Source organism: Methylotenera sp. L2L1 (assembly GCF_000744605.1).
Taxonomy (GTDB): Bacteria; Pseudomonadota; Gammaproteobacteria; order Burkholderiales; family Methylophilaceae; genus Methylotenera.
The window spans coordinates 1,746,503-1,770,470 of sequence record NZ_JQMG01000001.1 but is presented as its reverse complement, the minus strand read 5'-3'; the positions used below and the strand labels follow the sequence as shown (position 1 = coordinate 1,770,470).

23 protein-coding genes, 1 tRNA gene and 1 pseudogene are annotated in these 23,968 nt (G+C 41.7%); 10 read left to right on the top strand and 15 right to left on the bottom strand.

The features are described from left to right. Window positions 1–337: 337 nt before the first annotated feature. Entirely contained in the window at window positions 338–1,246 is a 909-nt protein-coding gene (locus FG24_RS08460; protein ID WP_051901487.1) for an ATP-binding protein, read from the bottom strand. A 543-nt stretch (window positions 1,247–1,789) separates the two neighbouring features. On the opposite strand from FG24_RS08460, the gene FG24_RS08455 reads away from it, so the two are divergent. Continuing rightward, the gene (locus tag FG24_RS08455) at window positions 1,790–2,008 is read left to right on the top strand and encodes a hypothetical protein (RefSeq protein ID WP_235189743.1); all 219 of its coding nucleotides are present in this window, start codon (window positions 1,790–1,792) and stop codon (window positions 2,006–2,008) included. A 243-nt stretch (window positions 2,009–2,251) separates the two neighbouring features. Here FG24_RS08455 and cysK read toward each other — a convergent pair whose 3' ends face one another. The 5 genes from cysK to FG24_RS08435 all read right to left on the bottom strand — a co-directional run bounded on the left by cysK (window position 2,252) and on the right by FG24_RS08435 (window position 5,964). Beyond that, window positions 2,252–3,229: a cysteine synthase A gene (cysK, locus tag FG24_RS08450; RefSeq protein WP_036302534.1), complete on the bottom strand. Its 978-nt coding sequence runs from the start codon at window positions 3,227–3,229 to the stop codon at window positions 2,252–2,254. 259 nt (window positions 3,230–3,488) lie between these two features. Continuing rightward, window positions 3,489–3,971 (bottom strand): hypothetical protein, encoded by a 483-nt coding sequence (locus tag FG24_RS08445; protein ID WP_051901486.1) that lies wholly within the window; start codon window positions 3,969–3,971, stop codon window positions 3,489–3,491. A 306-nt stretch (window positions 3,972–4,277) separates the two neighbouring features. After that, window positions 4,278–4,349, bottom strand: coding sequence for a pyrroloquinoline quinone precursor peptide PqqA (gene pqqA, locus FG24_RS12555; RefSeq protein ID WP_012777389.1), 72 nt, complete (start codon window positions 4,347–4,349; stop codon window positions 4,278–4,280). Window positions 4,350–4,536: 187 nt separating this feature from the next. Further along, window positions 4,537–4,626 (bottom strand) — tRNA-Ser (locus FG24_RS08440). Between the two features lie 90 nt (window positions 4,627–4,716). Beyond that, window positions 4,717–5,964, bottom strand: a complete 1,248-nt coding sequence (locus tag FG24_RS08435) for an adenylate/guanylate cyclase domain-containing protein (RefSeq protein WP_036302532.1) — start codon at window positions 5,962–5,964, stop codon at window positions 4,717–4,719. 397 nt (window positions 5,965–6,361) lie between these two features. Between FG24_RS08435 and exaC the strand changes: the two genes are divergently transcribed. Beyond that, window positions 6,362–7,882, top strand: coding sequence for an acetaldehyde dehydrogenase ExaC (gene exaC, locus FG24_RS08430; RefSeq protein WP_036302530.1), 1,521 nt, complete (start codon window positions 6,362–6,364; stop codon window positions 7,880–7,882). A gap of 113 nt (window positions 7,883–7,995) precedes the next feature. Then, entirely contained in the window at window positions 7,996–8,370 is a 375-nt protein-coding gene (locus tag FG24_RS08425; RefSeq protein WP_036302528.1) for a DUF779 domain-containing protein, read from the top strand. A 22-nt stretch (window positions 8,371–8,392) separates the two neighbouring features. Here the strand turns inward: FG24_RS08425 and FG24_RS08420 are convergent, their stop codons facing one another. The 5 genes and pseudogenes from FG24_RS08420 to fabA all read right to left on the bottom strand — a co-directional run bounded on the left by FG24_RS08420 (window position 8,393) and on the right by fabA (window position 13,451). Continuing rightward, window positions 8,393–10,222, bottom strand: coding sequence for a GGDEF domain-containing protein (locus tag FG24_RS08420; RefSeq protein WP_036302526.1), 1,830 nt, complete (start codon window positions 10,220–10,222; stop codon window positions 8,393–8,395). A 425-nt stretch (window positions 10,223–10,647) separates the two neighbouring features. After that, window positions 10,648–10,892, bottom strand: a pseudogene (locus FG24_RS12800) (NADH:flavin oxidoreductase/NADH oxidase); the annotation flags it as partial. Window positions 10,893–11,057: 165 nt separating this feature from the next. Beyond that, a complete protein-coding gene (locus tag FG24_RS08415; protein WP_036302524.1) occupies window positions 11,058–11,603 on the bottom strand; it encodes a DUF1439 domain-containing protein in 546 nt (181 codons plus the stop codon). 43 nt (window positions 11,604–11,646) lie between these two features. Further along, window positions 11,647–12,879 carry a beta-ketoacyl-ACP synthase I gene (fabB, locus tag FG24_RS08410; RefSeq protein WP_036302522.1) on the bottom strand — a complete coding sequence of 411 codons (1,233 nt, stop codon included), beginning with the start codon at window positions 12,877–12,879 and terminating at the stop codon, window positions 11,647–11,649. A gap of 56 nt (window positions 12,880–12,935) precedes the next feature. Next, window positions 12,936–13,451 (bottom strand): 3-hydroxyacyl-[acyl-carrier-protein] dehydratase FabA, encoded by a 516-nt coding sequence (fabA, locus tag FG24_RS08405; RefSeq protein WP_036302520.1) that lies wholly within the window; start codon window positions 13,449–13,451, stop codon window positions 12,936–12,938. Window positions 13,452–13,734: 283 nt separating this feature from the next. Between fabA and FG24_RS08400 the strand changes: the two genes are divergently transcribed. The 6 genes from FG24_RS08400 (at window position 13,735) to FG24_RS08375 (ending at window position 19,428) form a co-directional block, all read left to right on the top strand. Further along, entirely contained in the window at window positions 13,735–14,751 is a 1,017-nt protein-coding gene (locus FG24_RS08400; protein WP_036302518.1) for an AAA family ATPase, read from the top strand. Window positions 14,752–14,934: 183 nt separating this feature from the next. Continuing rightward, on the top strand, window positions 14,935–15,795 hold the full coding sequence (locus FG24_RS08395) for a DUF58 domain-containing protein (RefSeq protein ID WP_036302516.1): 861 nt from the start codon (window positions 14,935–14,937) through the stop codon (window positions 15,793–15,795). Window positions 15,796–15,813: 18 nt separating this feature from the next. Further along, entirely contained in the window at window positions 15,814–16,806 is a 993-nt protein-coding gene (locus FG24_RS08390) for a hypothetical protein (RefSeq protein WP_036302514.1), read from the top strand. Between the two features lie 3 nt (window positions 16,807–16,809). After that, a complete protein-coding gene (locus FG24_RS08385) occupies window positions 16,810–17,799 on the top strand; it encodes a vWA domain-containing protein (RefSeq protein ID WP_036302512.1) in 990 nt (329 codons plus the stop codon). Then, a complete protein-coding gene (locus FG24_RS08380; RefSeq protein WP_036302511.1) occupies window positions 17,790–18,383 on the top strand; it encodes a hypothetical protein in 594 nt (197 codons plus the stop codon). Before FG24_RS08385 ends, FG24_RS08380 begins: the two co-directional genes overlap by 10 nt. A gap of 46 nt (window positions 18,384–18,429) precedes the next feature. Then, on the top strand, window positions 18,430–19,428 hold the full coding sequence (locus FG24_RS08375) for a VWA domain-containing protein (protein WP_036302509.1): 999 nt from the start codon (window positions 18,430–18,432) through the stop codon (window positions 19,426–19,428). A gap of 99 nt (window positions 19,429–19,527) precedes the next feature. Here the strand turns inward: FG24_RS08375 and FG24_RS12425 are convergent, their stop codons facing one another. Beyond that, the gene (locus tag FG24_RS12425; protein ID WP_152553399.1) at window positions 19,528–19,914 is read right to left on the bottom strand and encodes a protein YgfX; all 387 of its coding nucleotides are present in this window, start codon (window positions 19,912–19,914) and stop codon (window positions 19,528–19,530) included. Between the two features lie 132 nt (window positions 19,915–20,046). Here FG24_RS12425 and FG24_RS08365 point away from each other — a divergent pair, with 132 nt between their 5' ends. Further along, window positions 20,047–21,042, top strand: a complete 996-nt coding sequence (locus FG24_RS08365; RefSeq protein ID WP_036302507.1) for a YgfZ/GcvT domain-containing protein — start codon at window positions 20,047–20,049, stop codon at window positions 21,040–21,042. 149 nt (window positions 21,043–21,191) lie between these two features. Here the strand turns inward: FG24_RS08365 and ftsB are convergent, their stop codons facing one another. From ftsB to kdsA, 3 genes are all read right to left on the bottom strand, one after another. Next, window positions 21,192–21,533 (bottom strand): cell division protein FtsB, encoded by a 342-nt coding sequence (gene ftsB, locus FG24_RS08360; RefSeq protein WP_036302505.1) that lies wholly within the window; start codon window positions 21,531–21,533, stop codon window positions 21,192–21,194. A 111-nt stretch (window positions 21,534–21,644) separates the two neighbouring features. Then, window positions 21,645–22,931, bottom strand: coding sequence for a phosphopyruvate hydratase (gene eno, locus FG24_RS08355; protein ID WP_036302503.1), 1,287 nt, complete (start codon window positions 22,929–22,931; stop codon window positions 21,645–21,647). A gap of 106 nt (window positions 22,932–23,037) precedes the next feature. Continuing rightward, a complete protein-coding gene (gene kdsA / locus FG24_RS08350) occupies window positions 23,038–23,877 on the bottom strand; it encodes a 3-deoxy-8-phosphooctulonate synthase (protein ID WP_036302501.1) in 840 nt (279 codons plus the stop codon). Window positions 23,878–23,968 lie beyond the last annotated feature (91 nt).

Below are 23,968 nucleotides of genomic sequence, written 5' to 3'. Positions count from 1 at the left end.
TCAAGTGTAATTTATCTGACGTTATTTTATAAAACTAATTAACTTTTTTACGATAGATTCTATTAAAAATTAACGATGCCAGTGAATATTCATTCACGCCCAATTCAATCATCATTATTTTTATACACGTTTATGCCTAAATGGCCTGCTACAATTTAGTTTCGCTCCACAATTTCTGTGGATAACATTGTGGGGTGCATGGGGATATGCATGCTAAGTAACTGGTGTGAATAGAAAACGCTAAAAAGAAGTATTTTTAAACAAAGTAGCAGTATTCAACCTTACTTTAAATTTGATTTCTGAATAAGATTACACATCCACAGCAATCAATAATCAATTAAAGCGGTCGTTCATTTTTCAACAAAGCGCGCCCGGCATAATCACGTGCAAACTGCAAAGCAATGCGGCCAGACCTAGATCCGTGCTCAATTGCCCAACGTAGCGCCTCCTCCCGCACACCGTCACTCATTGCAAAACCAAAGCTTTTTACCCATTGCGTAACAGCCGTTAAATATTCATCTTGACTAAAACTGTAAAAATGTAAACGCAAGCCAAAACGGTCAGACAGCGATATCTTTTCCTCTAAGCTATCACTTGGGTGTATTTCACCTTGGTTATCTTTACGATGCTCCAGATTATCTGCCATTTTTTCAGTCACCAGATGCCTGCGGTTCGAGGTAGCATAAATCAGCACATTGGCAGCCGCACCCGCAACAGAACCATCTAGCACAGTCTTTAAGGCTTTATAGTGATGCTCTCCATCTTCAAAAGACAAATCATCGCAAAACACAATAAAACGCTCTGGGCGTTGGCAAACCACATCGATGATGAGCGGCAAGTCATCCAGATGCTGCTTTTCAACCTCAATTAAACGTAGCCCTTGCTGATGAAACGCATGCAAACAGGCACGCACTAAAGATGACTTACCCGTCCCCCTAGCGCCTGTCATCAAGGCATTGTTCGCTGGATAGCCTCGCACAAATTGCAAAGTGTTCTGATGTAGCCGTTCTATTTGCTGCTCAATATTGCATAACTGATCAAAGGCGATGAGTTGCGGCGCAGTGACTGGGATTAAATGCGGCACATGGTTAATGCCATTGCTGCGCTGCCAGCGGTAAGCAAATGCCTGTGAAAAATCGGTTGCTGGCTGATGCTGAGCAGATGGGGAGGCCTCCAGCGCCGAGGCAATTCGGTCTAATGAATCAAGCAAGTGCTTAATCTGCTCTGGAGCTAAAAGTGGGTTCATGATGATATTCGTGCACATTAATAAATAACGTATTTATTATATGTTTATATCAGGCCGCACAATGCGTTGATTTAAGCAACGCTGTGACAAATCGCTAGTATGTTTGCATCTATCCTACCTATATCTATCAGCAAACAACTCTCCACATTTTCTGTGGATAACATTGTGAGGTGCATGGGGATACAACCGCTAAGTCGCTGTAACAGCTAGATATCTAGGAATAGAAGCTATTTTAAGCAGACCATGTCATCGCTTCAATACTCAATAAATCATTAGCTTTCAAATAAAACATACCTTGCTACCCAACTCGAACTTATATGTGATTACACGCACACACGTATTCCATTAGATTATAAAAATATAAATACATATTATTTTTCATTGTTAAAAGTAAGCGCTACAGTATTTCCATCGTGATTATTTTTATCAAAAGTTAATCATCGATACCATGCCAAACGGTAAAAACTAACAATCCATTCTAACCATCAAAATCACCTTACTAAACAAAATTTGGTACATGTGATTAAACAGGAGGCTCTTATCATGAGTTCAGTATTAATTGTAGGCGGCGACCAAGTCGATGGTATTAAAGAGGTACTTGGCAATTATGAAGTTAACAATATTCACCATTGGTCAGGTAGAAATGGTGGTGACGGTAATAAAGTGATTCCACAAAGTACCAAAGTGATTGTATTGGTGACAAAGTGGGTGAATCATTCCATCACTTACAAAGTGAAAACATGCCACGAAGCATGGCATTAAAGTGCTGTATACACCGAACGGTGTCTAGGGAAAGATGTTTGATATCATCAAGAAAGATGAACTAAAACCAACCATTGAGTCTGCATTTAAAGAAAAGAGATGGTAGCAATTCAATTAGATATCGATTGTTGTTAAGCACTAATCCTCTTACCTACTAATCAGCTTAGCTAATGGGAAAAATCGATTAGTGCTCAACATACAAATACTGCAGGCCTGATAAACGCTTCAGACCGCCTTCTCTCTTTACAGCGCAATACCCTTATCATCAAATAAGCCATCAAACAGTATAGAGCTTAAATAACGCTCACCTGAGTCAGGTAATATCACAACAATGGTCTTAGCTGAGTTTTCTGGATTTTTTGCATAGCGAACAGCTGCCGCAACTGCTGCGCCACAAGAGATACCCGCAAGAATTCCCTCTTCTTTCGCCAAACGCTGGGCGTAAAGTACAGCCTCTTCATTGGTCACTTGAGCGATTTCATCCACCAGTGTCATATCCAATATTTCGGGAACAAAGCCAGCGCCTATCCCTTGTATTTTGTGCGGGGCCGGTTTAAGTTCCTCACCTGCCCGTTTTTGGCTTAGTACAGGGCTAGCTGCTGGTTCCACCGCTACCGAGGTAATCGCTTTACCTTGTGTGTTCTTAATATAACGAGAGATACCAGTAATAGTACCGCCGGTTCCTACACCAGAGATTAAAATATCGATTTTTCCATCAGTGGCATCCCATATTTCGGGCCCTGTGGTTTTTTCATGAATAGCAGGATTTGCCGGGTTCTTAAATTGCTGCAACAACACATAACGATTAGGGTCAGATGCAGCAATTTCTTCCGCTTTGGCAATTGCACCGCTCATGCCTTTTGCACCCTCAGTCAGTACAAGCTTTGCACCATAAGCCACTAGCAATTTACGTCGTTCAATACTCATGGTTTCCGGCATCGTCAGTGTTAATGGAATACCTCTAGCAGCAGCCACAAAGGCTAAAGCAATGCCAGTGTTACCACTTGTGGGTTCAACAATCTCTTTACCCGGGCCGAGCAAACCACGTTGCTCTGCATCCCATATCATAGCGGCACCAATACGACACTTTACAGAGTAAGCTGGGTTACGCCCTTCTATCTTGGCGAGCACTGTTGCAGTAGCACCATCTGTCACTCTATTTAGTTTAACCAGTGGAGTGTTGCCAATAGATTGAGCATTGTCTTCAAACCAATTTGCCATAAGAATCCTTATTATGTTTAGCTAGCATCTAAATCAATACCTAGTGCTAGGTATAAAACAGATAGTCTACCAAATTACTATTACAACTAAAAATAATTGATGAGTATTTGATTACAACGAAAAAGAATAAAAGAATTGATAAAAAACCACAATGTCGGCTTGAGTATTCTTAGCACGATACATTTCACCGCTTAGCGATTATGCAGTAGGTATTGATCCACACTGAACTGGATAAATCAAAATCAATCATATCCATATGCTAAAACAACTCAGCTTGCGCTGCAGGTGGTGCATTTAATAGCGCATCAATATCTATCTCAAAAATCCCAAGTTTTCCGGAACATGGCATCAATGGTAGCGGCCTAGGCTGTTCAAATAAAAGTCCATAGTGCTTGCTACTAACGCCTTGAAATTGAGCACGATGTTGACGGCTAGTCGCTTCAGGCAACTCCCCTGGTCGACTGCAAAGTATCAAGTCTGCGATACCAACAACACCACCAAACGCCAGCTTTTCTTTAGCTGGCAATGGAATATCGGTATTCGCTTTCAGATAATCATAGTAAATATCATACAACCCTTTGCTTGCATGAATCAATATAGGGCCACGATACGGCGTCCCCCATGTGCGGTCATCTACCATCAAATAGCCATTTGCAATCAGCCATGCGAACGGCTGCTTAAATGAAAGGGCTTTATAACGCCCATTAACCGCACCAGTTTTTAATCTTTCAATCTCAGTCATTGTTCTGCTTTTATTCACTACGTTTCACACTAGGCTGAGCCAACACAATCACGTATCAACCCTACTCCTATACATACACCACACTCCCAACACTTATGTACACATAAAGATGTACACCGTAAAAGTGCTATTAGAGTAAACGTTAAAGTATATCGTTGGGATGGTTAATATCTAAGAGAAATATAGATAAACTATTGGTAACAGCCTATTACTAGCGGACGTAAAAAAGCCCAGATTAATCTGGGCTTTTTTAGTACTTTAAATGACGGGTACTTACTATTTACAAATGCCTGTCATCAATAAGAACTACTTGTTCATTACGTACATTGTTACTTCAAAGCCAAAACGCATTTCTGTCGCTGCTGGTGTTGTCCACATAATATTTCTCCTAAGTATTCGTTTTGAACTGACATCTTGTCTTGTTCGAATGATTACATTATCAACCTGAATTAAGAAATAACACTGTCACTGTTCATGAATAACGGCTACGTAAAATCATTAACAGAAGGCTTTTGTGGTGAGGATAATTTTGTTTAGTTGCGCGTGCAGGATTGCAGCAAATGACTGGCGGAAGAGGCGAGATTCGAACTCGCGATAAGGTTACCCCTATGCCACCTTTCCAGGGTGGTGACTTAAACCGCTCATCCACTCTTCCGTTAGGAGGCGAATTATAGTGCAATTCAACACAAAAGCCTACGTGGCAATGCTTCTTTATTCACAGATTACTAGGTTTTATCTACCGGCTTTATCTTTCAATTTTATCTAGCAGAATAAAAGTCTCAAGAACGCCTTTACCTTTAACTTCTACACCTGTGCGTAGAGAGAATGAATAATCATGCGTTAACAGAACTTTTGTCTCTTTAGAAACTTGGATTGTATTAGGCAAGCTAGTCTCTTCCATACGGCTCGCCATGTTGACGGTGTCACCCCATAAGTCATAGCTGAATTTACTACTTCCAATCACGCCAGCAACCACGGGGCCACTATTAATGCCAATCCGCATCCCTAAATCTATCCCTGTTTTTTCTGACAACTCTTTAAGTACCACTTGCATGTCCAACGCCATACCCATAATGCGGTGAGCATGGTCTTGACATACCACAGGCGCACCTGAGACCACCATATAAGCATCACCGATTGTTTTGATTTTTTCGACTTGATATTTATCTGCTAATTGGTCGAATCGTAAAAATATCTCTGAAAGCAAATCAATCAACTGTGTTGGTGACATTTTGTCGGACATTTGCGTAAAGTTAATCAAATCGGCAAACATCACCGTTACGCTTTCATAATGGTCAGCAATACGCATATCATGCGCTTTTAGTCTTTGTGCGATAGGTGCTGGCAGAATATTCAGTAAGAGCTTCTCTGACCTTGCCTGCTCAATTTCCAGAGAATGCATAATACGTTCTTTTTGTGCCTGAAAGAAGCGTAACACACCATACAAAATGGCAGCCGTTCCCGTGATATTCATCAAAAAGAACGTATCTTTAACACCGCTTGGAATAGGCATGGCATTGATAGCAAAGTAATTGTTCATTTTCCAGGAAAGAAATGCCAAACCAATAAAAAGCAAAAACCATGGGGTTGACTGACGCGTGCCTAAAATCATTAACGCACCTACTGGTGACAAAATAGCCCAGATAGCAACGCCGCTAGAGGCCTCAAACCCACCAATCACCCATTGCATAAAGAAAGGCATCACCAACAACATGACTAGTTGCGTAAAGGTGAAGTACTCAAAACGTTTGGAATGATAAAAAATGAATAAACTAAGGTAAGAAATGATCAGGTAAAAATACGGAACGGCCACAATGACGGCATAGCCTTCACCAAGGCCAGATAAAGTGTAGATCCAGAAAAAACTGACTAGCGTCTCAGCAACCACTAATATTGATAAGATAGCTTTACCCAAGCCTAAAGAGGTTGGATTAAATAAACCATCCCAAAAGCTACGTGCAAATATTGATGAGTTTGCTAAATCAGCTGACATATTTGAACATTAAAATGCAGTTTTTGTAAAATCCATAGTTACACTATAACTTAAGCAACTCTGTTTTTCTATGTTTTAAATCAATCAATGCATTAAATTACTTTGAAACCAAAAATCAAATAGTGCGTCATACAACAGTTAAGCAAAGTAGCAATTTTTTCAATATTAACATCATGGATTGTTGCCTCAATAAATTCATTAATTTTATAAATGCCATCGACTAATGCTTGATTTGCGAACGCCTTAGGGTTATTGTTTTGAGGTGGCAGTGTTTACCAAACCCTTTTATTTACAAGCACTTTAAGCATTTATAACAACAACAAAGTTTATTGATAAGTAATAGCGGCTTAACAACAGGAATCACTATATTAACGATACAAAAACTATAGGAGTTGGCATGAGTTTAGATTTATTAAAAGGTCTTGGCGTAAAGATACCTTACAAAGCTAAATATGATAATTTTATTGGTGGTAAGTGGGTAGCTCCAGTTAAAGGTGAGTATTTTGACGTCATTACTCCAATTACAGGCAAACCTTACACACAAGCGGCTCGCTCTGGTGCTGAAGATGTCGAGCTAGCACTAGATGCTGCACATGCAGCGGCAGATAGCTGGGGACGTACAGCACCTGCTCAACGTGCCAATTTACTATTAAAAATTGCTGATCGTTTAGAAGCTAACCTAGAGCTATTAGCGACTGCTGAAACAATTGACAACGGTAAACCAATTCGTGAAACGCTGAATGCCGACATCCCATTAGCGATTGACCATTTCCGCTACTTTGCCGGCTGTCTGCGTGCACAAGAAGGTAGCTTAAGTGAAATTGATGAAAACACAGTGGCCTATCATTTCCATGAACCATTAGGTGTTGTTGGCCAAATCATCCCTTGGAACTTCCCTATTCTGATGGCCGCATGGAAACTAGCGCCAGCAGTGGCTGCGGGTAACTGCGTAGTGATGAAGCCTGCTGAATTCACACCAATCAGCATTTTGATTTTAATGGAATTAATCGCAGATATTTTACCGCCTGGCGTAATTAATATCGTCAATGGTTATGGTCGTGATGTAGGTGCTCCACTCGCTAACAGCCGCCGTATCGCTAAAATTGCATTTACAGGCTCTACCGCAACAGGCCGTGTGATTGCACAGGCAGCTGCAAGCAACTTGATTCCAGCAACACTAGAGTTAGGTGGTAAATCACCTAACATCTTCTTTGAAGACATTGCACTTGCTGATGATGACTTCTTTGATAAAGCTGTTGAAGGTTTAGTGCTATTTGCGTTTAACCAAGGTGAAGTCTGCACCAGCCCATCTCGTGCATTGATTCAAGAATCAGTATATGAGAAGTTCATGGAGCGAGTGCTCCCACGTGTTGCAGCAATTAAGCAAGGCAACCCATTAGACCCGAACACAATGATTGGTGCGCAGGCGTCTCAAGACCAAGTGAATAAGATCATGTCTTACATGGACATTGGTAAACAAGAAGGCGCGCAAGTATTGATTGGTGGTGAACGTAATGTATTGAGCGGCGCATTTGCTGACGGTTATTACATTCAACCAACCTTGCTTAAAGGCCATAACAAAATGCGCGTGTTCCAAGAAGAGATTTTTGGCCCAGTGCTAGCTGTTACTACCTTTAAAGATGAAGCTGAAGCATTAGCGATTGCTAATGACACCGTGTTTGGCTTAGGTTCTGGTGTATGGTCACGTGATGGTAGCCGCGCTTACCGTATGGGCCGTGGTATCAAAGCTGGCCGCGTTTGGACTAACTGTTACCATGCCTATCCTGCGCACGCTGCATTTGGTGGTTATAAAGAATCTGGTATTGGCCGTGAAACACACAAAATGATGTTAGATCACTACCAACAAACTAAGAATCTTTTAGTAAGCTATAACGCTAAAAAATTAGGTTTCTTCTAATATTTAGGTTTATCGCTAATCTTTTTAGAATCTCTGCTATTTAAAATACAGAGATTCTAAATAGTTAAAACAGAGAGGCGGCTAACCCCGCCTCTTTTTTTGAGGGCTTTATCATGATCGAACGCGTCTCTGCCACACCTTCGGCAATTGCACTAATCCAACAACTCACACTTGCGCATGGCCCAATTGTTTTTTTGCAATCGGGTGGCTGCTGTGAAGGAAGCGGGCCGTTGTGTATGCCCGCCAATGAATTTAAACCTAGTCCATCAGATGTGGTACTTGGTAAAATCTCAGGCGCTGTTTTTTATATGGGTGATAGCCATTTCTCGTTTGCAGAAAATACTCATACGATATTAGATGCAGTCCCTGGCTCTAGTGGCTCATTTTCTTTAGATTGCGGCTCAGGGTTGTCATTTATTACACGCGGCCGTCTGTACAACGATGAAGAACTTAAAAACCTGCCTGCGGCGGTGCGATTTGGCTATTAAGTCGTTATCAATCTGTTAAAAACTAAATCAACGCTTCTGGTAGCATTTCGGCACCTACCACCTGATTTCTTCCACTATGCTTAGCTTTATAGAGTGCTGCATCTGCGCGCAGAATTAAAGCCTCTGGCGCTTCGTTCAACGCACGCTCTGCGACACCAGCACTAAATGTAATCAATATCCGCTCACTATTATGCATAAAGAAGTTTTTAGTGAGCTCACGCTGCACACGCGTGATGACCTTTACCGCTTCATCTTTTGGTGTATCTGGTAAGATAATAATGAATTCCTCACCACCGTAACGTGCCAACACATCCGTTGTACGCAATACATCTTTTAGCACTTTAACCAAATGTGTTAACGCTTCATCACCAGTTGCATGTCCTAGCGTGTCATTAAGCTTTTTAAAGTGATCAATATCAAGCATCGCAATACATAGTGTTGTGTTATGACGGTCAGCGCGATTAAACTCTCGCTCTATTGCCTCATCCATCCCCCGTCTATTTAATGCGCCAGTTAAATAATCCTGATGTGCCACCTGACCAATATAATCAAGCTCCGCAGTAAGCTCCTGAATACGTTTTTCTGCTGCTATCGCTTGCTTCTGACTATTCATGAACTCATCTCGAGTTCGTTGCACGGTTAATCCAATGGAGCGTGTATCATCAAGAATACTATTGAGTAAGACATTCAACTCACCTATGTTATCGGTCGTTGCGATTTTCTGTTGATAAGCTTCAATCTTATCGTGATAGTCGCTTGTACTTTCCGTCATTTCCACTAGCCTATCTACAAAAGTGGTCACCATCTTTTTTAAAGTGTCTTTTGCTTCAGTAAGTGCCGGTTTAATCTGAGCTTGTTTATAAACCAGTTCTTTTAAACTACTTTCGGCATCATATAGCGTATTAAGACTGACGGGCCTAGAAACAATGTCAGTAATCACAGTGGTTTGTGCATATAACCACTGATCTTCTGTTTGCACCATCTCACCCATGCTAGAAAGCACTAAGCGGAGCAGTTGCAACAATGATTCATGAATGCGACTCTGCTGATCGCGCTGCATCTCTAGCGACAATAAAATTGACTTTAAATCAGCTGCACATATGATTAAACTTTGTTCATTACTTGCTTTTCGCATACGCGCCAGCAAATTTACTGCTTTTTGATGTATTTCCGGTACGGCCTCTAGGTTTGGGATAATCACCAACTCAAATGCTCTTAACAACATGTCACGCCATTGCGTAGAGCCGACGACTGAATTAGCAGAAGCTTTTAGCTGCTGTGAAGTATCGCCAACGGTTTGTTGTGCATCATTACTCGTTGCCAGTGTATCGGCATCTGAGGACATCACGGCATCAGCTGTGCCACTTAAGCCCCAAGAATTAATTAATGCCTGAATTTTTTGCGCTAAAACATCAGAGTCACTGGCAAAGTTAACTAAAACTTTACTTAATCCTTCTTTTTTACGACTTAAGGTTACCCCTTTGTGGCTAACTTCTAATTGTTTAAGTAAATTACGAATAACGACAGACCAGTTTGCTTCTTCAACATCAGCGCCTGCAGCAGCCGATGGAAATAACTTAGTTAACTGTTCCTCTACTTTCGACCAGTCGCCTTTTTCTATTAGAGGGCTAATCGCCTGCGCAATAGCAATATATTTTGGCTTTTGTTTACCCGCTTGATTCAGTACTTTTCCAAGTGTTTTACCAAGTTCTGCAGATTGGTCAATTGATTTGACTCCCATAATTTCATCGTAAACACTACGAAAATGATCAGGAGTGGGCGGCAACTTACGTTGCATCAACTGTATTAAGGTCTGGCGGGCAGCTTCAATCGGAGAGTTTTTTTGTTCCATCGTTTCTTAATCTATTCAATATTTTGCAAAACCATCACCAATATCAATCATTTAGCATTGATATTCAGCACATTATTATAAGCTGATAGCGGCTATTTATACTTGAGATATTTGACCTTAATTATTCAGACCTCAAGGCACTAATTGGATCGAGCATCGACGTCTTTCTGGCGGACATAACGCTGGATAACAAATGGACTTCACCCGTCTCAATAGACATATCATAATGCCGAATGAACCTCCCACACTTTGTTATCCAAAGTTATAGTTTAATTATCTAAGTGAAGTACACCAAGCCTAAGTTCGAAAGGGAAAGTCAACACCCCTTCCCCTCAATAAAATACGACTTAGTCCGCAGTCTCGGCTTTAATATTTGGCTAAATGTACATAGGGTGGAGGTAGCGTCTAGGTCGCGCTTTCTGTGCCCAATGGATATTGACACTTGCTTTACGTCCAGCATGTGCAATCTGAATATCTGGAACAGCACCTGATGCTAGGATTGCTGCGGCTATTTCACGCAACTGAACGCTTGATCATCATTCCCGAATCCTAAGCAATTTCGCGTGATACGCCCCTCCGGCGATACTGCTGTCGCCTCTACAACCACCAGTCTGCCAAAGCTGGCAGAAAGTAGCCTGTGGGGAAATTTATTTGAGTCGCCCAAAATCAAGCATGTCGCACCATTTCAAAATTCTTCGAGGTGCAGTCCTAGTTCAAGCATGAATAGCAAGTAAAGAACACATACTCTCGTTTGAGACTTGAAGAAATTGAATAAAAGTTCTATGGGTCTTGAAGGCTGTATTGAAAGCTGTGGAAAAAATTAACGAAAACGTTACTACTGCGGACTTAGCGTAACCACCAAGCCACGGTCGGTCACTTTCATCTCTTTTGGGTAATATTGTGTTGAGCCAACCTTAAGTGAATCAGCTTTTACTGTATAAAGATTAAGACCGTTTAGTAACTGACTGCCAAGCATCTTGGCCAGGCCGGTCATTGCATCTGCATACTTTGGCTCTACGCCATCAATCACAAAGTCATCAACTTCTGCATCATTCAGAATCACTGAATTGGTGACAGTGTCTAACTGCAAGTTACCCGATACCGCTAGCTTCCCTGCCATTTTCTTACCAGTGAGTTGATTCATTAACTGTGTATCGAATTTTGTATGCATCCTACCTGTAGCATGGTCAAACTTAACATTGGCATTGCTCAAACTAAGGTCGAACACTTTGAGCAAAGATAACGGAATCACCAGCTTTTCATTCAGCTTGGTTTGAATTTGTTGCTCGGAGATATAGACTGTGTGGTTAGAAAAACCAGCACAACCTATCATAAAGAATAACGGAAATATGAGACTTAAAAATTTAGCTTTAGTACTCATATTTCCGCAACTGTAATCACTAAAAGTTAACTACAAACATTAATTACAGATTTTTTGTTGATAGCGTCAATGTGGCATTAGTGCCGCCAAAACCAAAGCTATTGGATAGTGCTGTTTCAATTTTAACGTTTTCTATCGCAGTACGAACGATATTTAAACCCTCTGCTGCTGGATCTAAAGTCTCGATATTGGCTGAAGCTGCAATAAAGTTATTTTCCATCATCAGCAAGGTGTAAATCGCCTCATTGACTCCGGCAGCACCCAAGGCATGACCAGATAAAGACTTAGTTGAAGCAATGGCAGGGTTTTGGTTTAAACCATTTGCACCAAACACTTCACGAATCGCTTCAAGTTCTTTCACATCGCCCACAGGGGTACTTGTACCATGCGTATTGATGTAATCAATTTTTGTATCAACACCTTCTAAGGCTAGGCGCATACAACGTATAGCGCCCTCTCCACTAGGAGCAACCATATCGTAGCCGTCTGAAGTTGCACCATAACCTACGACTTCTGCATAGATCTTTGCACCACGTGCCTTAGCATGTTCATACTCTTCCAACACGACAATACCGCCACCGCCAGAAATCACAAAGCCATCACGGTCAGCATCATAAGTACGTGATGCTTTATCAGGCGTGTCATTATATTTGCTGCTTAATGCGCCCATGGCATCAAACATAAACGACAATGTCCAATGCTCTTCTTCTGCACCGCCTGCAAAAATAACATCTTGCTTACCTAGCTGAATTTGCTCGACACCCGCACCGATACAATGTGCACTGGTAGAACAAGCAGAGCTAATGCCGTAATTAATACCCTTGATTTTTGCACCCGTAGCAAGACAGGCAGATACTCCGCTCGCCATTGCTTTTGTCACCATATATGGTCCTACGCGGCGCACGCCTTTTTCACGCAGCGTATCGACACCTTCTAAAATGCTTTCATGCGATGCACCACCTGCGCCTACGATTAGACCAGTGCGTACATTAGATACCATTTCTTCAGGTAACTTCGAATCCGCAATAGCCTCTTGCATAGCAAGCCACGCGTAAGCATGGCCTTTAGCCATAAAGCGCATCAATTTACGATCTATTAACTCTTCTACTTTCAGATTCTTGATAGACCCAGCTACGTGTGAGCGCAAGCCCATAGCAGCGTATTCTGGTTGATAAGTAATCCCTGATTGGCCAGACTTTAGGCTCGCCAACACTTCTGTTTTATTGTTGCCTAAGCTGGAAACAATTCCAAACCCCGTAATAACGACACGACGCATTTCGTGCTCCTTAAAAACTTTTTTATTCTACTAAAAAACTAAAAAACATCTGAAAACTAGAAATTATCCGTGCGCGTAAATAAACCAACGCGCAAATCTGTTGCTGCATAAATCTCGCGGCCATCAATTTGCATAGTTGCATCAGCAATACCCATCACTAGCTTACGCATAATGACGCGCTTTAAGTCGATGGTGTAAGTTGCTTTTTTAGCAGTTGGTAACACTTGACCGGTAAATTTCACTTCACCCGCACCTAATGCACGGCCTCGTCCCGGGCCACCCATCCAACCTAGATAAAACCCAACCAACTGCCACATAGCATCTAAACCTAGGCAGCCCGGCATCACAGGGTCACCTGTAAAGTGACATTCAAAGAACCATAAATCAGGGGTGATATCTAACTCTGCAACGATCTGGCCATTGCCGTATTTACCACCATCTTCAGTGATTGAAACAATACGATCAAACATCAACATTGGCGGCAAAGGCAATTGCGCATTACCCTCACCAAACATTTCACCGCGACCACATTTGAGTAATTCTTCTTTTGTGAAACTATTTTGTCTTTGCATAATTTTGACTTTGTAAATGAGTTTTAAACGTCTATTTGAACCCAATCAAGCGATGTTTAATACAAGCACTTGATTTAACTTTCGCTATTTTCGCTGGAAAACCATTTTTACGAAAGCGATATTCTCTTTTTATTACTACTTTTATTCACTTTTTAACGATTTAATTCAATATTTAGGATATATTTAGCAAAGGGGTATACAGATCTGTTTACCCCTAATAAAAAAACGTTTACTATGTATTTAAGTTCTATTACAACCATTTCAAAAAATACAGGAATTTTCAATGAGTGATGTTCAACTAGCTGATTGGCGCAATCATGCGCTTACCTTAGAGTCTGAAGTCAATAAAGTTGTAGTTGGCCAACAAACGCCAATTAGACTAATTACCACTTCAATTTTTGCGCGCGGTCACGTATTGCTTGAAGGTGATGTGGGTGTAGGTAAAACCACGCTGTTACGCGCTTTTACACGCGGCATTGGTGGTGGCTATCAGCGTATCGAAGGCACTATCGATTTAATGCCTAATGATTTGGTTTATCACACTTATCTTGGTGAAGATGGCAAGCCTCATGTGAGCCCAGGCCCATTACTGATGTCTGGTGAAAATCTATCTGTATTCTTCTTCAATGAGATTAACCGCGCCCGACCACAGGTGCACTCTTTATTACTACGCGTCATGGCTGAACGTAGCTTGTCCGCATTTAATACCGAACACTACTTCCCACATATGATTGTGTTTGCCGACCGCAACCAAGTGGAAAAAGAAGAAACGTTTGAAATCCCATCTGCAGCACGTGACCGCTTTATGATGGAGATTCCAATTGTGGTGCCAAATGACGACGACATCATGGAAGCATTGGTGTTTGACACTAAATTCCACAACGTAGATGCATTAGTGGATACGGTAAAACCTGATGTACTTCAATTTGATGACTTAAATGCATTCTCAAGCGTGATTCAGAAAAGCATTGAAGCCAGCGACACACTCAAAAAATACGCACTGAATTTGTGGAAAGCCACAAAAACACCGCTTGATTATGGTGTAAAAGTGTCTGGTGTTGATATGAATCGCCTTGTACTGTCTGGTGCCAGCCCTCGCGGCATGAGCATGATGTTGCGTGCAGCACGTGTCAATGCATGGCTAAACAACCGTAATGCAGTGCTACCTGACGATATCCATGCAGTATTTCACTCAACAATTGCGCATCGCTTGGTGTTTAGCCCAGTGTATGAAATGCGCCGCACTGAAATTGCACGTGAAATGTTATCGGGCATTATGAATGCAGTTTCGGCACCTTAAATTTAAGGTGTTATTTAGAATTTAGGTTGTTATTTAAAGTTTAAGTCGTTATCTAGCAGGTAGTCATGCCCTTGCAAAACCCCTGCTAGATTTTTGACACTTAGCAATCTAATCACTAAAGAAATGGTGTTGAAAATCACCCATCCATTGAATTGCAATGTTTGATTTTTATGTTGGATTTTTATGATTGAAAATATTAAATCTTTTGACTACCACGTTAGCTGGAGATCGCGCGTACGCCATCCAGGCAGACACGCCAGTACGCAACGTGGTATGGGCATGGAGTTTCGTGGGCACACGACGTTGCTTTCTTACCCAGACCCACGTCGCATCGATATACGTCAAACCATACGTGATCCACTTGAGCAAGTATATGTACGCCTGTTTAACCAAAAAAGTGCTACGCCTGTTTATGTCATCTGCGACTTATCAGGCAGTATGAATTTTGGTGCTAAAAAAAGAAAAATCAAGCTAGCGGCTGAAATATCAGAGTCGATTGCACAGTCGGCCAGTGAACATCATGATCCGTTTGGTTTTATCGGCTTTGATGAAAAAGTACGTGAAGACTGGATTAGCATGACCTCATTCAAGTCCCACCATGCAATCTCGCTGGCTGAGTCACTGAAAGACTTTCACCCTGCACAAGTAAACTGCAATGGCATTACTGAAGTTTATCGTTATTTACCGCGTGAACGCTCCTTAGTCTTTCTGATTTCAGATTTTCACATGCCAAATACCTTACTGGAAGAAGCATTATCCAACCTGTTACGTCACCATATCGTACCGATTGTGTTATGGGACTCGGCTGAATATAAAAACTTGCCAGAATTTGGTTTAGTAAATGTTGATGACGCTGAAACTGGGGAAAAGCGTACCTTGTTTTTACGGAAAGAATTACGTGAAAAAATCGTGCAATCTTTTGAAAATAGACGCAATGAAATCTATGAGCTGTTCATGCGCTTTGACATGCCGCCTTTTTATGTAGAAGGTGAGTTCGACGCAGACTCCCTGACAGAATACTTTCACCAATTTGTAGCCGCCTAAGCCAATTAAAAACTAATCATGACAAAATATTTTAGAGACCTACTACTTACAGCCATTCTGAGCATCACCTCACAACAGGCGCTAGCGATTGACAGTCAATCACTCCCTGATGTCGATGAAGGTGTGGTGAGCATCAGTACAATCGATCCATCTAAACGTGTTGGATATACCATCGGTGACGTCATTGAAAGAGAAGTAACACTCACGATTAATGCGCCGTACAAACTGATTGAAACTTCTTTACCGATTGTCGGCTACGAAAAGCGTTACAGAGGAAAAGTCATCGGTATTGAATTAAAAAATATTGAACATAGTAAAGCTGAGCACAAAGACTTTACCACGCACAAAATTAAACTTGCTTATCAGGTATTTACTAATAGTGTTGTGGCTAAAAATGTTGCGTTAGGCCCTGAGTATTTGAATTTAATTAATACAAAGAACAATAAGCAATTGGTCAAATATCGCATTCCTAGTTTGGATATTGCAGTTTCACCACTCTCAATTTTCGGACAGGTTAAAGTAGAAAACAATATGAGCCCGTTTCTTGAGCCTTTGTTAATCAAAGATGAGCAAGAAAGAAAATGGCTTAAAGTAGCAGTTAGCGTACTTGCATTAAGCTTACTTGCCCTGCTTTATATATTGGGCAAACACGCATGGCTACCACGCATGGGCGGTAACTTTGCGAAGGCTTACCGAACCATTAAAAAGCTGCCTAACAACGAGTCAGGGCTTAAACAAGCAATCTCAGCAGTTCATTTATCGCTTAACCAAACGGCAAAGATGAGTGTTTTCAATGACAATTTAGATGAGTTCCTCAAGAACAATCCTAATTTCTTACATATCAAGTCCGAAATATCTCAGTTTTTTGGTCTTTCACGTCAAGTTTACTTTGAACCTAATGCGCAACATAGCGTAGGTAATAATCCATCACAATGGTTACTGAAGTTTACAAAACAATGCCGCGATTGCGAACGTGGATTGATTCCAACCACCAATAAAGCTGGAGCATAAACCATGGTTTTTTCTCACCCATGGGTATTATGGCTACTACCACTAGCACTTTTACCCCTGCTATTACAGCGCGCTCACGCCAAGCACTACTCTTGGGTGGACATGCTCCCTATCGACCCATTATCTAATTTAATTAGTCTAATTCTAAAAATATTGGCTGTATTAACCCTGATTTTTATCATATTAGGCTTAGCTGCGCCGCATACCACGGAGCAAAAAGTAGAACGTATTGGCATTGGTGCACAAATCGCGTTGGTACTAGATCGAAGTGCAAGTATGGACGACCCGTTCTCTGGCTCTACAGACAGTACAGGCAATGTGACTGTAGGTGAAACAAAATCAGTCGCGGCAGCTAGGCTTATCACCGCTTTTGTAAAATCACGTCAGCAAGACATGTTTGGCATGATCACATTTAGCAACTCTGCCATGTATGTATTACCGCTAAGCGAGAACAAAAAAGCGATTATTGCTGCGGTACAAGCAACTGCAGGTAACGCACTGTTTCAAACCAACATCGGCAGTGGATTAACCAGTAGCGCTGGATTATTCGATAAGATTCCAGACTCTGGCTCACGTGCAGTCATTTTGCTTTCGGATGGTGCTGGCCGGGTAGATGCCAACACACAACAAAAAATTAAAGACTGGTTTGAGCGTTTAAATATCAGCTTATATTGGATTGTGTTACGTCAGCCTGGCGGGCTTAGTATTTTTGATACGAGCTATGTGCCTGTTGAAGACCAGCCATTGCCTGCACAAATTGAGCTACATGAATTCTTTCAAAAATTCAAAACGCCATTTAGAGCTTACGAGGCAGAAGATCCTAAATCGCTTCAACTCGCAATGAACGATATTAATAATCGTGAAAAGAAACCCATTAAATATTTTGAAAAAATACCGGGACGAGATTACTCAAACATCTGCTTCATGATTGCAGCCATCATGATTGCACTCTTACTGGGCGTTAAAAGAATTGAGGTGACAACATGGCATTAACCATTAAAAATACAACAGTGAATCTTATTTCAATAAAAAAATTAACCCACTTTTTTAATGTGAAAGTCCTGTCATGGCTATTCATTAGCTCAGCACTAATAGCCGCTGTTACTAGCATTTACTACTTTAATCGCATTCAGCAGATTGAAGCGTTCAACACAGCCGTCAGCACAGGTAAACAACCAAAAACTGACTTACAAAGTTTTGAGGCTAAATTCTCGACGGCTTACTGGTTAGCAAAAAATGAGCGCTATAAAGAAGCTACGCTGTTATTTAACAAAGCGCTGAATGGTGCAACGGTTGAGCAAAAAGCGGCGATTCAATATAACTTAGGTAATATCTTTTTCAGGCGCGGCCTTGCCATTGCTGGTACCAATATGACCGTGCGTGATGAAGCTGAATATTTGCTGATGCAAGCTAAAACAGCGTATCAACTCTCTTTAAGACAAGACAGCAGTAACTGGAGAGCGCGACATAACCTAGATCGCTTGCTAACAATGTTGCCAGAGAACCCAACTCCAGGTGTTGGCGATAGTGACTCGCCGGGCTTGATTATGGGTAACATCCCTGTTGGCTTACCTTAAATCGATGAATGAAATCCAACTGAAAACTAAGACTGATTGATTCATTATGCATCCAATTTATAATTATTTACGTCACCGCAAAGATGTAAGTCTGTTGCTCGCTGCTTTTATACTATTAGTCATCGCATTATTTAATCCGACGATTCCAGTTAAGCGCAACATCTATAGCTACATATTTGCTGTGGATATTTCACAAAGCATGAATGTGGTAGATAAAACACTCAATGGAAAACCAGTGTCACGTTTAGTGTATATACAAGATACATTACATAAACTGGTGAGTGAGCTACCATGCGGCACTAACGTCAGTATTGGTTTGTTTGCAGGGGTAAGCGTTGCTGCACTGTATACACCGATTGAAGTCTGCGAGAACTTTGATGCGATTAACGACACCATTGATCATTTTGACTGGCGCACGGGCTGGTCTGGCAATAGTAGGATCAGGGCGAGCATGCCAGTATTGGCTAAAACCATCCGCTCTTTTCCAGCACCAGCACAAGTAGTGTTTTTCACAGATGGTGAGGAAGCACCTAAGTTACATGTTTTTAATCGAGAAGACTTAAGTGCTTTTCAAGGTGGTGATGACTGGCTACTGGTTGGTGTAGGTTCGGACAAAGGCACCCCTATCCCAAAATTTGATGAGCATAACCAGCTGATTGGTTATTGGGCCAACGAAAGCTTCGCGATGCAGCCTGGTATTGCGCAGATATCAGAAGCCAATATAGGCTCTAGAAACGATAGCATTGCTAATGGTGAGAGTGACCGATACTTATCTAAGTTAGACGAAACATACTTACAAGATCTTGCCAAAGAAATTAATGGTATGTATGTGCGTGCTGATAGCGTGTCATCAATACTCAATGCAATGAAAAAACAAAAACCTGCACGCCGTGATAACGCCAACTTTGAGTTACGCTGGATATTGGCGACGTTAGCAGGCGTGTTATTTATATTCGCTTACTTGCCAAAACATCCGGTCAATGAGTTAAAAATGCACTGGCGTAATCTAATTAATCGCAGACAAGCGATTAAAAAAGAAACGTAATTTCATCTAAGCAATCACTTAAGACATTACTTAATGTGATTAACTAGGGGGGGTCAAGTGTCAAAATAAAGCGCGAAACATAGCGTTAGATAAAACCATCTAACGCTGTTTGCGCTTTTGTCCCCAAAGCAACCATACTCTAAGCTGCCTAAACGCTTCTGCATCCACGCTATCAGGCAAAATCACAAGTCGCTGGCTGAACAGACGTTGAAACCATGTGGTATGTTTAGGTAAGAAATGAACAATCGTCAGCACCGGCGTGACCACGCTGTGACTCTTTAATGACACATCGCTTAAAAGCTGACCATTCTTTCGAATAACATTCAATTCATTCTTAGCGTTAATATGAAGCCTTGCCGGTGACCACGGTAACAACAGCAACCCGTCTCCAATAATGGCATAGGTAGCCGCCAGCCAAATCAACAATAAAAACAAACTCTGTATAAATAAAGATAGGTTAACCACATAAACAATCCAGCTACTCATGACACTCATTAGGAATATCGCAGTAGATAAAATAAATGAGGGCTTGAAATTCAGGTCGAGAGGCTTCACGTTATAATCAGCAATATGTTTTAAATGGTCTATTAATACTAAGCAATAATACAAAAGGTTAACATGAGCAATCAACAATGGCATCAATTTATTCAAACATCAGTTTCTCCAAAGAATACAGGAGAGGCCTCGCCATTGTTGGACCATGAAACCGTTTTGTGTGACCTCTCTCATTTAGGCCTATTACAAATTGATGGTGCTGATGCGTTTAATTTTCTGCAGGGTCAAGTCACTAACGACATCAAACTATTAAACGGCAGCACAGCACATTACTCCGGCTACTGCACACCCAAAGGTCGTATGCTCGCGCTGTTTTTAGCATTCTCGCATCATGACCACATTCATTTACAAATGCCAGCAGAACTAGTCGCAGCAGTGGCTAAACGGCTTAAAATGTACGTGATGCGTAGTAAGGTAGAAATACAAGATGTAAGTGACTCCATCATTAAGATTGGATTAAGCGGCGCCAAGGCTAGCGAACTACTAAATACGCTATTCTCAAAAGTACCGCAAAATGACTATGAGTTAGTATCACTTGAAAACGCTGCATTACTTAAACTGCCAAGCAAACATGGACGGTTTGAGATCTTCACAGACATCAGCCAAGCGCAAACTATTTGGAACGCTTTATCATTGCATGCAACCGTGACTGATGCCTCACATTGGGAATGGTTAGAGATACAAGCTGGCATTCCAGATGTAAAACTTGCTACACAAGAAGAGTTTGTTCCACAAATGTTAAATCTGGATTTAATAGGCGGTATCAACTTTAAAAAAGGTTGTTACACAGGTCAGGAAATTGTCGCCCGCACACATTATCTAGGTAGCATCAAGCGCCGCACATACTTAGCGCATTTAGATCACACTATACAACCCACCCCTGGTGATAATGTGCTGAATGCTGCCAACGAACCGATTGGCAAGGTAGTACGAAGTGCCGTCTCCCCCAATGGTGGCTACGACTTGCTTGCTGAAATCAGATCCGAGCATGTTAATAACAATCAACTATTGATCGATGGCAAGGCATTAGCGATTCAAGCATTACCCTACCCGCTTTAGACTAAGCTTCATCGCTACTTTATCAATGGCAGTATCTGTCATTAATAAAAATTTGATGTTGAAGTGACTGTGAAGGGGTGGCTTAGATTAACTACGTAGCTGACTGCAGTCAGCTAGTTCAAACCGAAATTTAAGCTAGAAAAGATTAGTTACGGAATCTCAGGTGCGGACTGTCCAGCCTGAGGTGCTGGTGTTGGAACTGGCAACGCTTGAGGCAGTGGCTGGTCTATCACCTGATAAAACACTTCATCTTGTTTAATCATACCAAGCTCACTACGCGCACGCTCTTCAATCGCAGCCTGCCCACTCTTTAGATCTCGCACTTCGGCCTCTAACGTACCATTACGTGCTTTTAAAGTGACATTTTTTTCTTGCTGGAGTGCAACTTGACGATTTAAGTCCCACACGCGTAACCAGCTACCTTTACCAAGCCACAATGGATATTGTAACAAGGCAATCAGAATCACAAAAATTAGCGTGAGGGCTTTCAATTTTAATTATTCAAATTGGCTATCGAACGGAAACCTGACGCATAAGTGAACGCTACGCAACTAACATAGCGTTCAATCGCAATCAGGGGTCGATTCAAATGCATCATAAAATTATTTAAATAATTGATAAAAAGCTGACTTACCAGCGTAGCTAGTTGCATCGCCCAACTCTTCTTCGATACGTAGCAGTTGGTTGTACTTAGCAATACGCTCTGAACGGCATAGTGAGCCTGTTTTGATTTGCAATGCATTAGTAGCCACAGCAATATCAGCAATCGTGCTGTCTTCTGTTTCGCCTGAACGATGTGACACCACAGCCGTGTAACCAGCGCGTTTAGCCATTTCAATGGTTTGGAATGTTTCAGTCAAAGTACCGATTTGGTTTACTTTGATCAATACAGAGTTAGCCACGCCACGTTGGATGCCTTCACGCAGGATTTTTGTGTTGGTCACAAACAAATCATCGCCCACCAACTGCGTTGTTTTACCTAAACGTTTAGTCAGGATGTCCCAACCTTCCCAGTCAAATTCACCCATGCCATCTTCAATACTGATGATTGGGTATTTATCACACCATGTAGCCAAGTAGTCAGTGAATTGGCCTGAAGTCAGTGCCAAACCTTCTGATTCTAAATGGTAACGACCATCTTTGTAGAACTCAGTACTTGCACAATCTAAACCTAGGAAAACATCACGGCCCGGCTCGTAGCCTGCGTCTGAAATCGCTTCCAAAATGTACTGAATCGCAGATTCGTTAGACGGTAAATTTGGTGCAAAACCACCTTCGTCACCAACTGTAGTAGCAAGGCCTTTTTTATGTAACGTCTTTTTCAAAGCATGGAATACTTCCGCGCCACAGCGAATCGCTTCACGGAATGAAGGTACGCCTGCTGGAATAATCATGAACTCTTGCATATCCACACTGTTGTCAGCGTGCGCGCCACCGTTGATGATGTTCATCATTGGGGTTGGTAATTGCATAGCGCCTGAACCGCCAAGGTAACGGTAAAGTGGTAAACCTGACTCTTCAGCCGCTGCACGTGCACAAGCCATTGATACAGCCAAGATTGCATTTGCACCTAAGCGGTCTTTGTTTTCAGTACCATCTAATTCAATCAAAGTTTTATCGATAAAACTTTGCTCTTCAGCGTCTAAACCGATAATCGCTTCTGTAATTTCAGTGTTTACATTTTCAACCGCTTGCAACACACCTTTACCTAAGTAACGGTTTTTATCGCCATCACGTAGTTCAACTGCCTCTTTAGCACCAGTAGATGCACCTGAAGGCACTGCTGCACGGCCAATTACGCCACTTTCAAGTAGTACATCTGCTTCAACAGTTGGGTTACCGCGTGAATCTAAAATTTCGCGGGCGATAATATCTACAATTGCGCTCATTACTTTCTCCTAAGTTCTAAATCGTTTGGCTACCAATAAATCAGACGCACACCTGTTTGCGCATAAACGCTTAATTAACAGTTACGTACAGCAGCCTAATTATTTTTTACAACGTACTTTCAATAAAACCAGCTTTTTTAACTAATCTGTCTAAATCTACCAAGACTTCTAACAAATCTCTCATTTTGTGCAACGGCCACGCATTTGGGCCATCCGATAGTGCTTTTGCAGGATCAGGATGGGTTTCCATGAAAATACCGGCAATGCCGCTAGCAACTGCGGCACGCGCTAAGACAGGCACATGCTCACGCTGACCACCACTTTTATCGCCTTGACCGCCAGGTTGCTGCACAGAATGTGTGGCATCAAATACCACTGGGCAATCTGTTTCACGCATAATGGCAAGTCCGCGCATATCTGAAACTAACGTGTTGTAACCAAATGAAGCGCCGCGTTCGCACACCATAATATTGTCTGCACCGCCGTTAGCTTCTTTGGCTTTTTGCACCACATTGCGCATATCGCCAGGTGCCATAAATTGGCCTTTTTTGATATTCACCGGCTTGCCTGAACGTGCACAGGCAGTGATAAAGTCTGTTTGACGGCACAAAAATGCTGGTGTCTGCAATACATCGACCACAGCAGCTACATGCGGCACCTGCTCTTCTGTATGCACATCGGTCAAAATTGGCACACCGATTTGGCTACGTACGTGGTCTAAAATCTTTAAACCTTCATCCATGCCAAAGCCGCGGAATGTTTTATTGGAGCTACGGTTAGCTTTGTCGTAAGAAGACTTGTAAATAAATGGGATATTGAGCGCTGTGGCAATTTCTTTTAGCTGACCGGCGGTATCAATCGCCATTTGCTGTGACTCAATCACACATGGGCCTGCAATTAAAAATAGTGGATGCTCAAGACCCACATCAAAGTTACATAATTTCATACGATTAACACCTTAAATATTAGCGATAAAACCGATATAGATAAACGCTAGCTGTAAACCCCAATGCATATTGCGTTTATCTACACCTGTA